The sequence below is a fragment of the Massilia niastensis DSM 21313 genome (assembly GCF_000382345.1).
GTDB classification, from domain to species: domain Bacteria; phylum Pseudomonadota; class Gammaproteobacteria; order Burkholderiales; family Burkholderiaceae_D; genus Telluria; species Telluria niastensis.
Genome location: NZ_KB908164.1, coordinates 1 through 16972, shown reverse-complemented (window position 1 = coordinate 16972; position 16972 = coordinate 1). Strand labels below are relative to the sequence as shown.

General features: G+C 58.3%; 15 protein-coding genes and 1 pseudogene. 9 read left to right on the top strand and 7 right to left on the bottom strand.

Annotation, left to right across the window (positions count from 1 at the left end):
- From H162_RS33660 to H162_RS0128050, 5 genes are all read left to right on the top strand, one after another.
- Positions 1-243 (top strand): transposase (locus tag H162_RS33660; protein WP_020656807.1); only part of this gene is annotated, 243 nt, incomplete at its 5' end.
- A 254-nt stretch (positions 244-497) separates the two neighbouring features.
- Complete coding sequence (locus tag H162_RS0128065) at positions 498-1811, top strand: MFS transporter (protein ID WP_020656806.1); 1314 nt, start codon at positions 498-500, stop codon at positions 1809-1811.
- A 155-nt stretch (positions 1812-1966) separates the two neighbouring features.
- The gene (locus H162_RS0128060) at positions 1967-3328 is read left to right on the top strand and encodes a porin (RefSeq protein WP_020656805.1); all 1362 of its coding nucleotides are present in this window, start codon (positions 1967-1969) and stop codon (positions 3326-3328) included.
- 25 nt (positions 3329-3353) lie between these two features.
- Positions 3354-4052, top strand: a complete 699-nt coding sequence (locus H162_RS0128055) for a Crp/Fnr family transcriptional regulator (protein WP_156885846.1) — start codon at positions 3354-3356, stop codon at positions 4050-4052.
- 122 nt (positions 4053-4174) lie between these two features.
- Complete coding sequence (locus H162_RS0128050; protein ID WP_020656803.1) at positions 4175-5854, top strand: AMP-binding protein; 1680 nt, start codon at positions 4175-4177, stop codon at positions 5852-5854.
- A gap of 33 nt (positions 5855-5887) precedes the next feature.
- Here the strand turns inward: H162_RS0128050 and H162_RS0128045 are convergent, their stop codons facing one another.
- The gene (locus tag H162_RS0128045) at positions 5888-7570 is read right to left on the bottom strand and encodes an AMP-binding protein (RefSeq protein WP_026355197.1); all 1683 of its coding nucleotides are present in this window, start codon (positions 7568-7570) and stop codon (positions 5888-5890) included.
- Between the two features lie 581 nt (positions 7571-8151).
- Here H162_RS0128045 and H162_RS0128040 point away from each other — a divergent pair.
- Positions 8152-8391, top strand: coding sequence for a hypothetical protein (locus H162_RS0128040; protein WP_020656801.1), 240 nt, complete (start codon positions 8152-8154; stop codon positions 8389-8391).
- Positions 8392-8804: 413 nt separating this feature from the next.
- Here H162_RS0128040 and H162_RS32205 read toward each other — a convergent pair whose 3' ends face one another.
- Positions 8805-9269 carry a cytochrome ubiquinol oxidase subunit II gene (locus H162_RS32205; protein ID WP_156885845.1) on the bottom strand — a complete coding sequence of 155 codons (465 nt, stop codon included), beginning with the start codon at positions 9267-9269 and terminating at the stop codon, positions 8805-8807.
- Positions 9270-9427: 158 nt separating this feature from the next.
- Between H162_RS32205 and H162_RS0128030 the strand changes: the two genes are divergently transcribed.
- The gene (locus tag H162_RS0128030) at positions 9428-10828 is read left to right on the top strand and encodes an aminotransferase class I/II-fold pyridoxal phosphate-dependent enzyme (protein ID WP_020656799.1); all 1401 of its coding nucleotides are present in this window, start codon (positions 9428-9430) and stop codon (positions 10826-10828) included.
- A 64-nt stretch (positions 10829-10892) separates the two neighbouring features.
- Here H162_RS0128030 and H162_RS35450 read toward each other — a convergent pair.
- A pseudogene (locus H162_RS35450) lies at positions 10893-11055 on the bottom strand (PLP-dependent aminotransferase family protein); the annotation flags it as partial.
- Positions 11056-11263: 208 nt separating this feature from the next.
- Here H162_RS35450 and H162_RS0128025 point away from each other — a divergent pair.
- Complete coding sequence (locus tag H162_RS0128025; RefSeq protein WP_020656798.1) at positions 11264-11500, top strand: hypothetical protein; 237 nt, start codon at positions 11264-11266, stop codon at positions 11498-11500.
- Between the two features lie 701 nt (positions 11501-12201).
- On the opposite strand, the gene sorU is transcribed toward H162_RS0128025, so the two are convergent.
- Together sorU and sorT are read right to left on the bottom strand one after the other, a co-directional pair.
- Positions 12202-12528, bottom strand: coding sequence for a SorU family sulfite dehydrogenase c-type cytochrome subunit (sorU, locus tag H162_RS0128020; RefSeq protein ID WP_020656797.1), 327 nt, complete (start codon positions 12526-12528; stop codon positions 12202-12204).
- Positions 12529-12535: 7 nt separating this feature from the next.
- Entirely contained in the window at positions 12536-13789 is a 1254-nt protein-coding gene (gene sorT, locus H162_RS0128015) for a SorT family sulfite dehydrogenase catalytic subunit (protein WP_229452312.1), read from the bottom strand.
- A gap of 152 nt (positions 13790-13941) precedes the next feature.
- On the opposite strand from sorT, the gene H162_RS34540 reads away from it, so the two are divergent.
- Positions 13942-14472: a hypothetical protein gene (locus tag H162_RS34540; protein ID WP_156885844.1), complete on the top strand. Its 531-nt coding sequence runs from the start codon at positions 13942-13944 to the stop codon at positions 14470-14472.
- A gap of 43 nt (positions 14473-14515) precedes the next feature.
- Here H162_RS34540 and H162_RS0128005 read toward each other — a convergent pair whose 3' ends face one another.
- Both H162_RS0128005 and H162_RS0127995 read right to left on the bottom strand, forming a co-directional pair.
- Positions 14516-15535 carry a Bug family tripartite tricarboxylate transporter substrate binding protein gene (locus H162_RS0128005; protein WP_229452310.1) on the bottom strand — a complete coding sequence of 340 codons (1020 nt, stop codon included), beginning with the start codon at positions 15533-15535 and terminating at the stop codon, positions 14516-14518.
- Between the two features lie 542 nt (positions 15536-16077).
- Positions 16078-16972 (bottom strand): Ldh family oxidoreductase (locus H162_RS0127995; protein ID WP_020656792.1); only part of this gene is annotated, 895 nt, incomplete at its 5' end.

Here is a 16972-nt window from a genome sequence, read left to right as displayed (position 1 = left end):
CGCGCCTGGCGAAGCTGGCTGAAGATGGCAAACGACAGCGGGATCGAGCCGCTAAGGAAATTCGCCACCAAGTTAAAACCCTACTGGCGAGGCATCGCAGCGCGGCTGCGCTGGCCGATGCATACCGGCCAGCTCGAGGGCATCAACAACCGTATCAAGGTGATGAAGCGGATGGCCTATGGCTACCGGGATAGCGACTTCTTTTTCCTCAAGATCAAAGCCGCGTTTCCCGGAAATCCGTGATGAACCATTAAAAAGGGCTGGGTCCTGTGCAAGACGGGGTCCAGCGCAGGCTTCACGCGAAGCCGACAGGTCCGTGAAAACGAATAATTTTCTGGAAGTGGCTGGGGCAAAGCAGGGACCCAGCGTACGACGCGAGGGCGATGACCCGCAATTGGTACGGGGATGACAATGTTCGCGAAAGTTGGGTGTTAAGGTCGATTCGGGCGCTGTGATGCAGGCGTCCAACTCCTAAACCTATAAAACGCGAGACAAGCATGCAAACCATCGACATCTACAAACTGGCGGATAACGCCAAATTCAATGGCTTTCACGGCAAAGTTCTGTTCTGGTGCGCATTAATCATCATCTTCGATGGCTATGATCTTGCGGTAGTGGGGATCTCACTGCCCTCCATCATGAAGGATATGGGCGTCAATGCCACGACGGCAGGTTTCATGGTCAGTTCTGCGCTGTTCGGCATGATGATAGGCGCCATCTTCCTGGGCACCATTGCCGACCGCATCGGCCGGCGTCCAACCATCGTGCTCTGCCTCCTGCTGTTCAGCGTATTCACCGCGGTTGCAGGGCTGATCAAGGACCCGGTATGGTTCAGCATCGTGCGCTTCCTGGCCGGCCTCGGTATTGGGGGCGTGATGCCCAATCTCGTGGCACAAATGACCGAATACTCGCCACGCAAGATTCGCAGCACGATGGTGACCCTGATGTTCAGTGGCTACGCGGTGGGTGGCATGCTGGCCGCGGTACTTGGAAAAGGCCTGATCGAAGCCTTCGGATGGCAGGTGGTTTTCCTGGCGGCTGGCGCACCGGCTCTCCTGATCCCATTCATCCTGAAGTCACTGCCCGAATCGATGCCGTTTCTCATCAAGTCGAATCGTATCGGGGAGCTCAAGAAGACGCTCTCCAGCCTGGAACCGAGCTACGTGCCTCATGCGAACGACAAGTTTGCTTTGCCTGCCGGAGATAAAGCGAACAGCGCATCGATCCGTGAGCTATTCCAGGAGGGACGCGGCTTCAGCACGGCCATGTTCTGGACATCCTTCTTCATGTGCCTGTTCATGGTCTATGCACTGAGCTCATGGCTCGCAAAGCTGATGTCGAGCGCGGGTTACAGTCTTGGCTCAGCGCTGACCTTCGTGCTTGTGCTGAACCTGGGAGCGATGCTCGGTGCAATCGGCGGTGGCTGGCTGGCAGACCGTTTCCACATCAAGAGGGTACTGATCTGCATGTATGCGCTGGCCGGCCTGTCGATCAGCCTGCTGGGCTATCGCATCCCGACCGCAGCCTTGTTTGTGCTTGTCGGGCTCGCCGGTGCAACGACGATCGGCACGCAGATTGTCTGCTACGCCTATGCGGGGCAGTTCTATCCGATGTCGGTCCGCTCCACCGGTATTGGCTGGGCTTCGGGCGTAGGCCGCAGCGGTGCAATCCTGGCACCGATCGTCATCGGCGCCTTGGTGGCGATGAGTCTACCTCTACAACACAACTTCATGGCAATCGCAGTGCCAGCCGTGATCGCGATGGCCGCCGTTGCCCTGATCGACCATCAACGGTCCGCATCGGTGCGCTGACCCAGGCCGCACTGGAGTGGGGCCAAGCGACCACTCCAGTTCCGACCCATCCAATGTGAGCTCAGCCCCGAGGAGCAGGTTCCGGCTCGGCCGTGCTGCGCGCGCTATATCGAATTCAAAGCCTGCAAGGCAAACAAAAAATCAGGAGACATGTCGTGATCTATAACAAGCAACTTTTCCACTTTACTTTGACGCCACTGGCATTCGGTGTGTTGGTGCTGACGATGTCGGCGCCGGCTTTCGCCGAGACGGAGATTGAGGCGCTGCGTCGCGAGGTGGCGGAGCAAAGGCTGCTGATCCAGAAGATCCTGGCGACCCAGGAGGCGCAAAAAGCGCAGGAAGTCCAGACCGGTGGTCCCGGCAGGGGTTCGGGCTTGCAGGCGGGCGTGCCGGCAGGCCCTGCCATTCCGGCCCTGACGATCTATGGTGTCGCGGACGTGGATGTGACGCATACCGATAGCGGTTTCGGCAGCAAGACGAATATCGGCTCTGGCGGCTACACGGCATCGCGCCTGGGCATCAAGGGCGAAAAAAAGCTAGTCAACGATATAACGGCCGTGTATTTGATGGAGGCGGGACTGTCCGTGAACACAGGCACGGTCGGTACCGGTACACCCGTCCTTGGCATCAACAATACGGTCGCATCTACCGGGGCCCTGACAGGCGCAGGTACGCAAATCTTTTCGCGCCAGATCTACGCCGGTTTGAAGCTTCCGATCGGCACCAGTACCGTGGGCCGCCAGTACGCCGGTTCTTACCTGGCTTCCGTTTCCGAAAGTACGGCGCTGGGGGCGGGACTGTTCGGATCGTCGGGCACCTTCCTGCCAGTTGTCGCCAGCATGCCGACCAGGCTGAACAACTCCCTGGTCTATCTTTCGCCGAAACTCAAGGGCATCACCACACAGTTGACCCTGACGACGGGTGTCGGCAACAACGTCAGTTCGGTATCCGGGACGAGCACAAGTTCGACCACCGACCAGGCTGGCCGCGGTGGCGACCTTGCCGTGTTCTATGCAAGCGGGCCGTTGAAAGCAGCAGCCACTGCATGGCACGTGCGTAATGCCAGTTTTGCGCCGTCGCTGGGCGAAACCGGACTCGCGACGCGCAAGGGATATCAGCTTGGCGCCCACTACGACTTTGGCATCGCGCGGATTCATGCTACCTATGTGAACGGCAGGATTGCTGGCGGAGGCTATGAACAGGGCACCAAGGCCCTGTCGAAGGTAGCCGGCTGGAGTGCCAGCGCCGCTGCGCCTGTCGGTCGCGGCACTATCCTCGCCAGCTACACCAAGGCGGACGACAAGTCGCTGATACCAAACAAGGATGCGGAACTGGTCGGCATGGCGTATATCTACAAGCTGCTGGACGCCACCACCTTGTACATTAGCTGGGGAAAGATGCTCAATCAAAGCAATGCGACGTACAGCTTGCCGAATGGCGGCGACCTTGTCGGTGCCGTTGCCACCCCGGGTTTCAATCCAACTGGCATTATGATTGGCTTGAATCAAGTTTTCTGAACTAGCAATGTCTCAACGGGTCTAGATGATGTCGTGTGCACAAACCAAAGAATTCATTGCCTCTTCGTTGTGGGGAAGAGGCCTGACAGGAGAGGAACTGCAGCGGGTACAAAGCGAGACTTCCGAATTGACCGTGCAGGCGGGGCAAACAGTGTGCCACCGCGGCATGCTCTCGGAGTACTGGTATGGCGTGGTCGATGGATTGGTAAAAGTGTCCAATGTGACGCGTGCCGGTCGGACTACCTCATTGATCGGCATCCCCGCAGGCGGCTGGTTTGGCGAAGGATCGGTGTTGAAAAACGAATTGCGTCCTTATGACGTGGTGGCATTAAGGACGAGCCGGCTGGCGCTGGTACCTGCCACAACGTTTCACTGGTTGCTGGGAACGAGCTTCCCGTTCAATCGTTTCCTGATCGACCAGCTCAACGCGCGACTCGCGCAATTTGTCATCCGCCTCGAGCACTTTCGTTCGTCCACGCCTGAACGGCACGTGGCGCATTGCCTGGCTGAACTATTCAATACGCAGCTTTATCCTGGAACGGCAACCAGGCTCCAGATCTCCCAAGAAGAAGTTGCGTTCCTCGCTGGTGTGTCGCGCCAACTGGTATGCCGCACGCTACACCGCCTGGAGGAGGCAGGGGTGCTGCAATCGAGTTATGGCTCGCTCCGGATACTCGATATCCAGGCTTTACGCGCGTTCGCTTCCGAGGGGGATTCGGACTGATCGATAACGGCTGCGGACGCAGACCTCAAGAAAGCGACCAGATTGTCATCCAGTGAACAATCATCCCCAAAGCCCGGTGCTAATCTTGATCCGCGTTAATTACGACAAGAAGGAGACACAATATGCAGCAAAGTTTGAGCTACGTGCACGGTGCGCACAACGTGCCGTTGATCGGTGAGTCCATCGGGACCTATCTTGCCGCGATTGCCAGGCGCTTCGAGGACAACGACGCCATCGTTGTTCCGTACCAGGACATCCGTTGGACTTACCGGGAATTCAATGAACGGGTAACCGCTCTTGCCGCCGGTTTGCTCAAGATCGGGCTCCACCCAGGTGATCGGGTTGGCATCTGGTCGCAGAATTGCGTCGAATGGGTCCTGGTGCAGTTTGCCACTGCAAAGGCTGGTCTCATTATGGTGAACATCAATCCCGCCTATCGCCGCTCCGAACTTGAATATGTGCTCGACAAGGTTCAGTGCAGTGCGCTGGTCCTCGCGCCAGCGTTCAAATCGAGCGACTACATCGCGATGGTCCAGGATGTGGTGCCGGAAATTCACCATTCCACGCCCGGATCATTGCAGTCGAAACGGCTGCCGCACCTGCGCCATGTCATCCGCCTGGGGGCCGGGAAAACGCCGGGCATGCATAATTTTGACAGCTTGCTCGAGGCGCCCGGCGCAGAGGTGCTTGGCGCCTTGGAAAAAGTCGAGGCCGGAATCCAGTTTGACGACCCGGTCAATATCCAGTTCACTTCCGGTACGACCGGCGCTCCGAAGGGGGCGACGCTAAGCCACCACAATATATTGAACAACGGATTCTTCATCGGTGAAGCGATGAAGCTGACGAGTGAAGACCGGCTGTGCATTCCGGTACCTCTATACCATTGCTTTGGAATGGTACTTGGCAATCTTGCGTGCGTCACGCATGGTGCAACGATGGTGTTCCCCGGCGATAGCTTCGATCCCGAAGCAGTCCTCGAGACAGTGCATGCGGAGCGCTGTACTGGCTTGCATGGAGTACCGACGATGTTCATCGCCATTCTCGACCACCCCGACTTCGCGGACTACGACTTGTCGACACTGCGTACCGGGATCATGGCCGGCTCGCCTTGCCCGGCTGAAGTGATGAGTCGGGTCATCAGCAAGATGCACATGAAGGAGATCACGATCGCCTATGGCATGACTGAAACCTCGCCGGTATCCTTCCAGAGTTCCGTCGACGATCCCGTCGACCTGCGTGTCAGTACGATCGGATGCGTTCATCCCCATCTCGAAGTAAAGATCGTCGACGGCAATGGACGTATTGTTCCCCGCGGCGTGAAGGGCGAACTGCTCACGCGTGGATACTCGGTCATGCTCGGCTATTGGGGCGACGAGGAAAAGACCCGGGAGACGATCGATGCAGCAAGGTGGCTGCACACTGGCGACCTGGCAGTCATCGATGAAAATGGTTTCGCTTCGATTGTCGGACGCTCCAAGGACATGGTCATCCGGGGTGGCGAGAACATCTATCCACGCGAAGTCGAGGAGTTCCTGTACCGGCATCCTGCCGTGCTGGACGTGCAGTGCATTGGCGTTCCGGACCCGAAATACGGAGAAGAGCTTTGTGCCTGCATCATCCTGCGTCCAGGCCAGAACGCGGATGAGGAAGCAGTGCGTGATTTCTGCCGCGGGCAAATCGCGCATTACAAGATTCCGCGATACATTCGCTTCGTTAGCGCCTTTCCCATGACAGTCACCGGCAAGGTTCAGAAGTATATGTTGCGCGACCAGATGGCCACCGACCTCGGCCTGATCGGCTGACAGGTTCGTCTCACTCCTGAGCAGGCAAGGGCACTATGACCTTGCCAAGCCAAGTGCAGCCGTTACTTGCTGACGGAGGATGTATTTTTGAATTTTGCCTGTTGCTGTCATGGGAAAGGCGCTTACGAAGCGAATGTATCGTGGAATCTTGAACTGCGCGATCTGCCCCTTGCAAAATTCGCGGATCTCATCCTCGTCCGCTGCCTGACCAGGTCGCAATATGATGCAGGCGCAGAGTTCTTCCCTGGATTCGTGAGCCGGAACACCCACGCACTGCACGTCAAGGACTTTTGGATGCCTGTAGAGTAATTCTTCGACTTCACGCGGATAGATATTTTCGCCCTCGCGAAGCACGGTGTCCTTTGCGCGTCCGACGATGGAAACGAAACCCTGCTCGTCAATGACCGCGAGATCTCCCGTATGGATCCAGCGCGCGGCGTCGATCGTTTCCCGCGTTTTCTCTTCATCGCCCCAATATCCGCGCATGACAGAATAGCCGCGAATGAGAAGTTCTCCCATGACGCCGCGTGGGACGATTCGTCCATCCGCGTCCACGAGCTTGACTTCCAGATGTGGATGGACGCGCCCGATTGTCTTGACCAGCATTTCGACCGGATCGCCCACTGAACTCTGAAAGCTTGCTGGCGACGTTTCAGTCATGCCGTAGGCGATCGTGATGTCGGCAAGATGCATCTTGCTGATCACCTGGTTCATCACCTCGACCGGGCAAGGCGAGCCTGCCATGATTCCGGTCCGGAGAGTCGACAAGTCATACATGCCCAGATCGGGATGGTCCAGCAAACTGATGAACATCGTCGGGACGCCATGCAGTCCGGTGCAGCGTTCGGCCTGTACGGTTTCCAGCACCGCTTTCGGTTCGAAGCTTTCGCCGGGAAGCACCATGGTGGCGCCATGCGTGATGCAGGCAAGGTTCCCGAGCACCATGCCGAAGCAGTGATAGAGCGGAACGGGGATGCAGAGTCTGTCGCTGCTGGTCAGCTTCATTGCCTCGCCAATGAAGAAGCCATTGTTGAGGATATTGTGGTGAGTGAGCGTCACACCCTTGGGTGAACCCGTTGTTCCGGACGTGAACTGGATGTTCACCGGATCGTCGAACTGGAGCGTGGCACGGATGGCCGCGAGGTTTGCCAGCTGCGAGGCGTCGGGCGGCGCGAGCAAATGGTCGAAATTCAGCATGCCCGGCGTTTTATCGGCGCCCATCCGTATTACATGCCGCAAATACGGCAAGCGTGGTGACTGAAGTATCCCTGGCTCGCTGTCAAGGACTTCCGGCACGATGTCTTCCACGATCGCGATATAGTCGCCTGATTTGAACGCAGGGGCAAGAATCAGGGCGGAGCACTGCACCTTGTCCAGTAAGTACTCGAGTTCGGATCGCTGGGAGGCGGGATTGATATTCACCAGCACCAACCCGGCGCGGGCGGCGGCGAACTGGACAAGCACCCATTCCGCACGGTTCGGCGCCCAGATTCCGATGCGATCGCCAGGGCGCAGCCCTAGCCGTAGCAAGGATATCGCCAGATGGGTAACCCGCGTGTTCAACTCCGCGTAGTTCCAGCGCAGGTTCTGGTGCGGCACCACTAGCGCGTCGTTGTCACCGTAGCGTTCTGCGATGTCATCAAGGAAGGCACCGATCGTTTTACCGATGAGCGGCACATCGTGTGCTCCATGTACATAGCTTGGGCTGCGGTGCATGTTGTCTCCATGTTCTTGATTTCTGTGCACTGATCTGCAGGTTCGACCGCGCCTATGGCGACGGGTCCTGAAAATCAACGCTGTATCAGGTCCGCGGCCACATACCTGCGAGAGCGCATGAGTGGCCACTGCACTGATGTTGATGCCAGTATATAACTGAGTGTCGAATGGCGGCTGGGCAGGTCAGTTCCAAGCGCTATGAACCCGCCCTTACATGGACACAAAAGGCCGCCATGAAGCCATCGCTGACACTGGGAAAGCAACTTCTATGGCCGAAAGTCTACACAAATGATTGCTATAAAGACAAGTATCGCTGTAGTATTAAGCTGACCGCAATGCTCGGAAAGTTACCGTTGAAACACTGATGCTGTTAAGGACGGTAATGGCGCGAGCAGACGGCAGGCCCCGTTCCGTTATCGGCCAGGGAGTAGGCTTGCGATCATAGCCGTCAGGTCTATGCCAACGCAATTCGACGCCGACAAACCGATTCTTGCTAACGTCGTGGTTGCACTCGAGTGGCAGAATCCTACGTCAAAGGCGAGGAAAATGCGTAAAGACATCTACGTCAAGGAGAGAAGCAAATGCGTGCTACTGAACTGAAGGAGTACAACCCAATCGCTGAATTCTTCGCCCGCATCGGCTTCGGTGCCAGGGAGATCGTGACGGCCAGGGAGATTGCAGAGCAGGAACTGGAAGATTCGAAGATCGCGCTGCTCAACGCCGAGCGCGATAAGGAAGCTGCGACCTGCGAGGTCGAGAAACTGAAGATGTGTGTGCGCCGTCTGGAAGGCACCTTGCGCGACAACAGGTCTGGGGGCTAAGTGGCTGGCCGATCGTTAGCGATCAGCCACGATCGACCATCACCGAATGTGAGTTTTCGACTCATCGACGATCTGCAAACGAAGGCCATTCCTGTCTCGCGCAGCTGCCGCGTGTTGGGCGTTAGCCGATCCGGTTTCTACGAAGCGAAGCGCCGCGCGGCGACTCCGACTGTTTGCGCAGCCAGCGTTCATGTGCGTGCTGCGTTTGCGGCAAGTCATCAAAGCTACGGCAGCCGCCGTATGGTGACGGCGCTGGCCAACCGCGGTGTCCTGGCCGGTCCTGCAAAGTCCGCCGTTTGATGTACCAGGAGGGCTTAAAACCGGTCTGGAAGCGCAAATTCATCCACACGACCGAAAACAGGCATGACTTGCCGATCGCTGCCGCTGTCCCGCCGACGCACAGCCGCACCGCTTCAGGCGCCTGCCACGGTTGCGACATGCTCCGGCGCCACCTTCGACTCGATTGGCTTGTACAGGTCGAGCGAGTGGGTTATACCCCAGCTCAGAACGGTGAGTACGGCGACGATGACGATTGGAATGGTCCATGCCACAAGCTCTTTCTTGATCGAGTGCGAACGCCGTGACGAATAATTAGCGGTCGTGTTGGAGGCACTGTGGCGCGAGACGGAATATATGTTCAGGGCAATGATCGGGATGACCACCAGGAGCGTCAGGGCGGACGCGACGAAGATTAGATTCTTTTCCTGGACACCAATATCGCCTGCCGAATTCATCAGTAGTACGGTGTAACCGCTCAGCATAGCCAACATGGTATACGCGCAGACACGCTTAACCGTTTTCACGTGGTCGAGTGTCTTTGCCTGTTCCACATGAGCCGGAAGGCTTGTCATGCCCTGCACAGTGTTTATGTCTTTCATTAGGTCTACCTATGAGATAACTATGGCGAACCTGTCGAGTTTCACCAAATACTTACCGATGAGGAGGGGGAAACGCGTGTTGGGAGCCGTGTATCACTGGTTCTTCTACGCCTTCTGCGACATACTACTTCGAAACAATTTCCATACATTGAGACAAAATGTCCCAGTTGAAAACCATGCAAGATCAATCTGTATCATCATGGCCGCCGCAACTACGATCGGGCGCTGGTCCCCGTTTTCTCCAGATCGCGGATGCATTGCAGCAGGCTGTGACCGATGGTTTGCTCAAGCCGGGCAATCGCCTGCCTCCGCAGCGCGAGTTGGCTGCGCAGCTGAACGTAGACCTGACGACGATCACCCGGGCATACGATGAAGCCCGACGCAGAAATCTGCTGGAAGGGCGTGGCGCTCGCGGTACCTATGTTGCAGCGCCGAAGGTGGAACTGACGTCGGTCCTTGACCTGAGCATGAACACACCGCCCCCGCCGGACGGCGTCGACTTCGACGACCTGCTGAAACAAGGTCTCGCGCAAGTGCTGATGCGGGCGGATAACGAACTGCTGATGACTTACCATCTAGGCGGCGGCAGCGCCTCCGACCGCAAAGCCGGGACCAAGTGGATTGAGCCAATGTTTGGAAGCATGCATCCGGACCAAGTAGTCGTCTGTCCTGGCGCACAGGCAGCGATTGCCGCACTGATCCTGGTGCTGACCGAGCCCGGCGATGCCATTCTTGTGGAACCGATAAGTTATCCCGGGCTGCGTTCAGCCGCGACCCAGTTCGGACGCCGTGTCACTCCGGTCGCGACGGACAAGCATGGGATGCTACCTCAGGCTCTTGAAGAAGCTTGTCGGCAGCATAACTCCAAGCTCGTCTACCTCAACCCGACACTACAGAATCCGACAACAGTCACGATGCCAGAGAAGCGACGCAAGGAATTGGCCGCCGTGGCAAAACGCTGCAACGCGCGGATCATCGAGGATGACCCGTACTGGCTGCTCGCCGAGTCGCCGCCGCCGCCCATTGCTACCTACGCGCCGGAACACGTCTATTACATTTCTACTTTGTCGAAATGCCTTACACCGGGGTTGCGCATTGCTTTCGTGCTCGTGCGTGACCCGGTCGAGCGTGAACGCTTCCTGGCGGCCCTGAGGTCTTTCGCATTGATGGTCGCGCCCCTGACGGCAGCGCTGGCCACCCAATGGATCCTCGACGGCTCGGCAAACACCTTAATGCTAGGCGTGCGAGACGAGGCACGCGTGCGTCACAAGATGGCCCGCGACGTTCTGGCAGGACGATTTGCCGGACCTGGCGATGGGCTGCATATATGGGTCGAGCTGCCGACATACTGGCGGTCGTACCAGCTCGCGCAAGCCGCAGAGAGGGAAGGGTTAGCGGTCACGCCGGCGGAGGCATTCGCAACCGATGGCGAATCCGTGAACGCGATCCGGATCTCGCTGGGCAGCGTTAGGGACCATGCACGCTTGCGGGCAGGCCTGCAGCGCCTATCCCAGTTGCTGGCGCGGCGGCCTGACGCATATAACGGTGCTGTTGTATGAAACGCACTTGAACCGCCTGGCTTCGTCGTACGCGCGAGAACGTCGTCAGGTCGACGTCCAGCTATGCTGCCAACTGGCGCTGCGGAGGTAGGCGCTCACCCGGTTTCAGCGATCCGTCCACCACTGCCGCCTGCAGGGCAGGGCAGGGCATCTGCAATCTGGAGAACACGCGGCCCGCCGTGCACGACGAATCGCGGCAACCAGATTGGCACATCATCATCTTGCATGGCTTTTAAGTGGGACAATTTGTCTCAATGTATGGAAATTGCTTTTAAGTAGAATGCGTTAGAACGTGCAGCAAGACCATACTTCCACGGCATCCCGCTAACGTTTCGAATAGTTTGATCAAAGAGATGAAGCTGCTGGAGCAGTGTTTTGAGGTAATGCGCTTCACGATAGATAGTGTCAAATAATAGCCTGGAAAGACTCAACATCATGGAATGGTTCCCTATAGTCGCCGGTACGTTCAAGGTTCTCGCGTTAGCCACGGGCATGTTCTTCGCCATCAAGTGGCATTACGATCAGGGGAAGAAGGAGAAGGTGATGGAGAGGCGCGCGGTGTTACGCGCGGGCGGCATTGTGGCGGCAGTGTTCATGCTATCGCTCCTGGGCCTGGGGCTCGTCACCTTCGTCTTTGCCAGGAAACTCGGTTTGGACCTGCGCTTCCCTTAATGGCAACAATAGTCGGCCGATGTCCAGTGATTCCCCGATACGGCTACTGGGCAGCATCGGTAGGCGGGCCAGAGCTCGCTTCGGAAGATAGAGTCGGCATCGTTGCGGGGGGCTCTATGCAATCCTGTGTTTTTGAGTCTGCAAGAATGTGTCGTCAATACGAATCCCGTTTTCGCCGCAGAGTGGTGAGATAACGCTTCGACCACACCCTGGAAACCCCCGGATCTCATAGTGAGGATCGTTTTTTTGTCTTGTGGCGTCGTGCCTGCCTCCGGAGAAGCGACGATTTTTAAGGGTATGAGTAAGGGTAGGGCAGTGATGAGCTCATACCTTTTCAGCCAGTCGTGCTGCGCTCTGTCTGTGCTCAACCTTCGGTTATGCGATTCAATGCGGCGCGACAAATCGGAACATCGTCGCCGACATGAGGGATGTCTTGCAAGCGGTATCGTCGAGTAACTTTCCCGCAATTTCGGAAGATGAACTGCCGAAGTTCCTGGAAGCGTTGCGTTGTAACGAACATGGTGATGCGCATTGGGTTACGTCTGCTCATGCTTGTATTCGTTCGAACCAGCGAGCTCATCGAGACGCCGTGGAGCGAAATCGTAGAGGGAAAGGCCTGGGTGGAATCGAATCACCGACACCAGGGTTCACGTCGAATGCAACATCCATGCGCTAACGGCCAATTGATTTGACCTGGGCGATCACTTTGCTGCCGAAGTAACAATGTTGATGTACTCGCCGAGCGCCTTGATTTGGGCATCGCTGAGGTTCGTGAACGCCGGCATCTGCCCGATGCCGTTACGCACTGCCTTTTCCACTCGCGACACATCCGGCTTCAGTTCGTCCAGGTCAGGGCCGATCTCGCCCTTGGCTCCAGCGTCCTTCAAGGCATGGCAGACAGCACATGCCGGGACCGCTGTCTGGTTGAACAGCTTGCGGCCGGCTTCCAGCTTCTCCTGCGCGGAAGCAGGGGAAGCTGCCAGCGTTGTGAGCACCGCAGCGCTGGCAATCAATTTCGAAAATGGCATCGAATCCTCACACGACCGTGATGGCCAGCGCGTGGTCACGCCAGCTGTTGTTGTTGTAACCGCCAGTGTTTTCCAGGCGTCCCTCCGGCTGACGTTTGCCCCTGGCGTCCGTGACGGCGCAGGCGATCGTGTAGTTCCCGGGTTCGAGCTTTACCGGGAGCACAAACTGCCGCCATGCATACTTTCCCAGGTCGGGGCCGACCAGGCGCGCCCGCTTCCAGGTCTTCCCCCCATCCACGGACACCTCGACGGATTTCACTCCGGTCATGCCACCAAATGCGACACCCTGGATCTGCACCATGCCGGACGGTACTGCGCCGGTTTCTGGTGCCGGGTAGTTGATCCAGGATTTCGGTCCCATTTCCCATACGGAAGGCTGGCTTGGGTCGCCTTTCTGGCCGGGTGGCGAGATGCGGTAACCTGTCGTCTGGATGGCCGCGTCGCTCTGCTCGGCAGTGAAGGCCAAGCGCTTGATGTACTTGATGTTATTCACGCCGGCATAGCCGGGCACGATCAGGCGTAGCGGACCGCCGTGCGCCAGCGGCATCGGCTCGCCGTTCATTTCCCATGCCAGCAGGGCGTCTTCCATTGCCATGACAGGCACCGAACGCTCCACCATCACGCTTCTCGGATCGACGCCCTCAGGCAGCTTTTCGCCGCCGGTGCCGGTCATGAACTTCAGGCCGTTGCCGACACCCCCCAGCATTTCCACCAGCGTCCGCACCCGCACGCCGCTCCAGACCACACAGCCAGCTGCGCCGACCTGCCAGGGCGTACCGCTAGGCTTGTTCGGAAACAGGCCGCGGCCATTGCCCGAGCATTGCAGTACCGTGGCGACGGTCTCCAGGTCGAGCGCCTTGAGGTCTTTCACTTTGAAGCTGCGTGGATTCTTGACGCCCTCCACAACGATCTCCCAGGCGTCACTGTCGGCCACGATCGAAGCGTCCGGTGCTGGCAGGTTATTGCGAATGTAGAGTCGATCGGTCGGGGTGATGATACCGGTGCCGAATGCGCTGCGCTTCGTCTCGAGCGTATTAGCACTATGCACGATCATCGCTTCCGGCTTTTTCCAGCTGACATAGGCCGGCAGCGGCTTCGGAGCCGGGGCGGTGCTCGCGACGGCCTGGGCCATGGCCGACCGAGTGAATCCCGCCAGGCTGGCTGCCGTGAGGGCAGCGGCGCCTCCCGCCAGCATATGGCGCCTGTTTGGGCTGCCCAATTGTTCAAGGGGAAGAGGATTTTCCTTGCGCAGCATCGGCATCGTTGTCTCCTTGTAGTTGGTTTCACAACTCTAACACAACATTGTGCCTTTTATATTATCTGATAACTAGATGATTAAGATGAATTTAAACGCTGTGCGGCTTATATATCAACTGAACACGCATTCATTGGTGTCACATAGATGTGCGGGAGATGAGTCATGCTGTAACGATTTCGGAACCAACTTCCAGACGCACCCGTAACCTGTCAGCGCGCACCAGCCAGCAATGTGAGGGTGTTGTATTCCTGCATTCGCATCCCCATCGGCGTACGCTTCAGCGCTGGCTGGCCGACTTCATCGATCGTCATCTCGTACGCCGTGAAGGGGATGGACGTGCCAGTCGTTACTTTCTTGTCCAAGCCTTCCAGGCCGCGAGCGACGCACGCATTGAGGCACCGGGCAAGGTCGACTTTTTTATTCCTCTGTCCGAAGGCGCAAAGGAAGTCGAAGCCTATGTTACTCAGCCGGTGCAAAGGCGCGAACCGGTGGGTTACAACCGGGCATTCCTTGACGCGTACCGGGCTAATGAAACCTGCTACCTGCCACAAGGCGTGCGTGTCGCATTACTGAAGCAGGGACAGGCTGTGGCGTTCGACGAACCCGCCGGCACGTATGCGCGGCGGATCGCCCACAGGTTGCCGATTGACCTGTCGTGGAACACATATTTGTGCTCCCCTCTCTAACGCTTCACCATGCTGCAGAGGCAGGGCACGCTCGAACGAAGAGCTACTCCGCAGTGATGCCACCAGCGTCGATCACTGCACGCCAGCGCTGCACTTCGCTATTCCAGAATGGGGCGAATTCGCGTGGCCCGCGTGCATCGACCCGGAAGCCCAGTTCATTTGTCCGTTTAACCACTTCGGGCAATGCCATGATCTGCACCAGTTCATCACCGAGCTTCTGAACAACCGCATCCGGCGTCGAGCCAGGCACCATGACGGCGGTCCAATTCTCTACATTAAGCTTGGGCATGCCAGCTTCAGCCGTTGTCGGCACGCTTGGCACTTGAGGATTGCGCTGTGGGCTGGCGATAGCGATTGCCCGGAGCTTCCCCGATTTCACATAAGGAAGCGATTCGGCATAGTTGCTGAAAATGACATCGATCTGGCCGCTGATCAGGTCGATGAGGGATGGCGCTCCACCTTTGTAGGAAACATGGACAATGTTCGTGCCATTCAGTTGATTGAACAATGCCAGCGACAGATGCGATGGGGTACCGACACCGCTGGAGCCGGCATTGAGCGATTTGGCCTTTGCGGCAGCGACCAGATCCGTCAGCGAACGAATGTTGCTGTTCGCAGGCACAACAACAAGCATAGGCGTTCCTGCCAACAAAGCGACAGGCTTGAGATCCTTATTGAGGTCGAGTTTTGACTTTCCGCGGAACAGCGTCGCATTGACAGCATGTGTCATTGTTATCGCGAGCAGCGTGTTGCCGTCGGGCGCTGATCGAGCGACATCCTGCGTGCCAATCATCGCGCCGCCGCCAGCCTTGTTTTCTACGACAGCGCTGACTTTCCAGCGCTCGCCAAGCTGCTGTCCTACCAGGCGTGCCATGACGTCAGTCAATCCACCTGGCGGGAAGGGAACAACATACCGGAGTACCGCCCCTGGTTTTGGGTACTCACCATTCTGGGCCCATGCGGAGGGCACGGCTGGCAACGCGAGCGCGCAGGCCAAGGCAAGAACGGATCTCCTCATGGATACGTGCTTGTCAGATGGGATGAGTTTTTGTTTCGTCGTCATGCGTTTGTCTCCTTGAACGATGGTCTGCTCTTCAATAACGGCAGCCTTCCTGGCGCTAACACTCAACAAGGTACTTATGCTCCTGCAGGATTCACATAGCTATCGGCCCGGTGTTTCCCAAACTTTCGAGGTATCCAAACTGCCGACGCACTCGTTCGGTTCGCTCGTGAATCCTGCGACACGGGAGTGCGGAACAGCCGCGGCACATCCTCTGCAAAGACGACCTGACCATGAGGTCGAGATCGGAATGAACATCGGCAAGCTGCGCCTGTACATTCTCCAGGTAGAGTTCGATGGCTTCATGGAGCGTAAGTATAATTTTTAGCAACAATCTGAAAAGTGGATAATTCAGCTTATGGTGACCGGAAAAATTGATCAGGCGTTCGATTGCTTACGCATCAACTTGCGCTTACTGGAAGTGTTCATCGCGACAGCTCACGACGGTTCGACCCGTGCCGCCGCTGGGCGCGTATCACGGCCACAGTCCGCCGCCAGCAGCGCGATGGTGTCGAGGCCGAATGCCATCGCGCTGCTCCCCAGGTTCAGGTGACGGCCAGCGCTTCGAGCTGCTCGAGCAGCGCCGGCGCGACCTCGATGCCGTTCTCCTCGGCGGCGCGCGCGAGGTCCAGGCGCCGCTGGCCCGGCAGGCGCACGTCGGCGTCCAGCAGCATGGCCGAGAGCAGCGTCTCGATGCGCTCTTCGAACACCTCGGAACCCGCCAGCGCACCCGGATCGATCACCAGGAAGGCCTGGCCGATGCGCGGCTGGTTGCCTTCGTCGGTGAAGAAGGAATCGGCTTCGAAGCCGAAGGCGGCGCCGGTCAGGGCGCAGCACAGCAGCTCGACGATCAGCGCCAGCATCGCGCCTTTCACGCCGCCCGCCGGCAGCATCATGCCTTCCAAGCCCGCCTTCGGATCGGTGGTCGGATTGCCTTCCTTGTCGAGCGCCCAGCCCTCGGGAATCGTCTTGCCCTGCTTGGCCGCCACCATCAGCTTGCCGCGCGCGACCTCGGACAGCGACAGGTCGATCACCAAGGGAGGCCCGGCGCGGCGCGGGAACACGGCGGCGATCGGGTTGGTGCCGAACAGAGCGCGCTTGCCGCCCCAGGCCGGCATCGCGGCCGGCGAGTTGCCGAAGGCGATACCGACCATCCCGGCCGCCGCCACCGGCTCCAGGTGGTAGGCCGCGGCGCCGAAATGGTGGCTGTTGGTGACGCCGGCGAAGGCGGCGCCGGTCTCGCCCGCGCTGCGGATCGCTTCGCGCACCGCTAGCGCGCAGGCAGGGAAGGCCAGGCCTTCCTGAGCGTCGACCAGCAGCGCGGCCGGTTTCCTCTGCTGCACGCGCGGCCTGGCTTCGCCGTTGACGCGGCCGCAGCGCAGGTGGCCGGCGTACTGGGCGACGCGCGACAGGCCGTGCGAAGCCAGTCCCTGGGCCTCG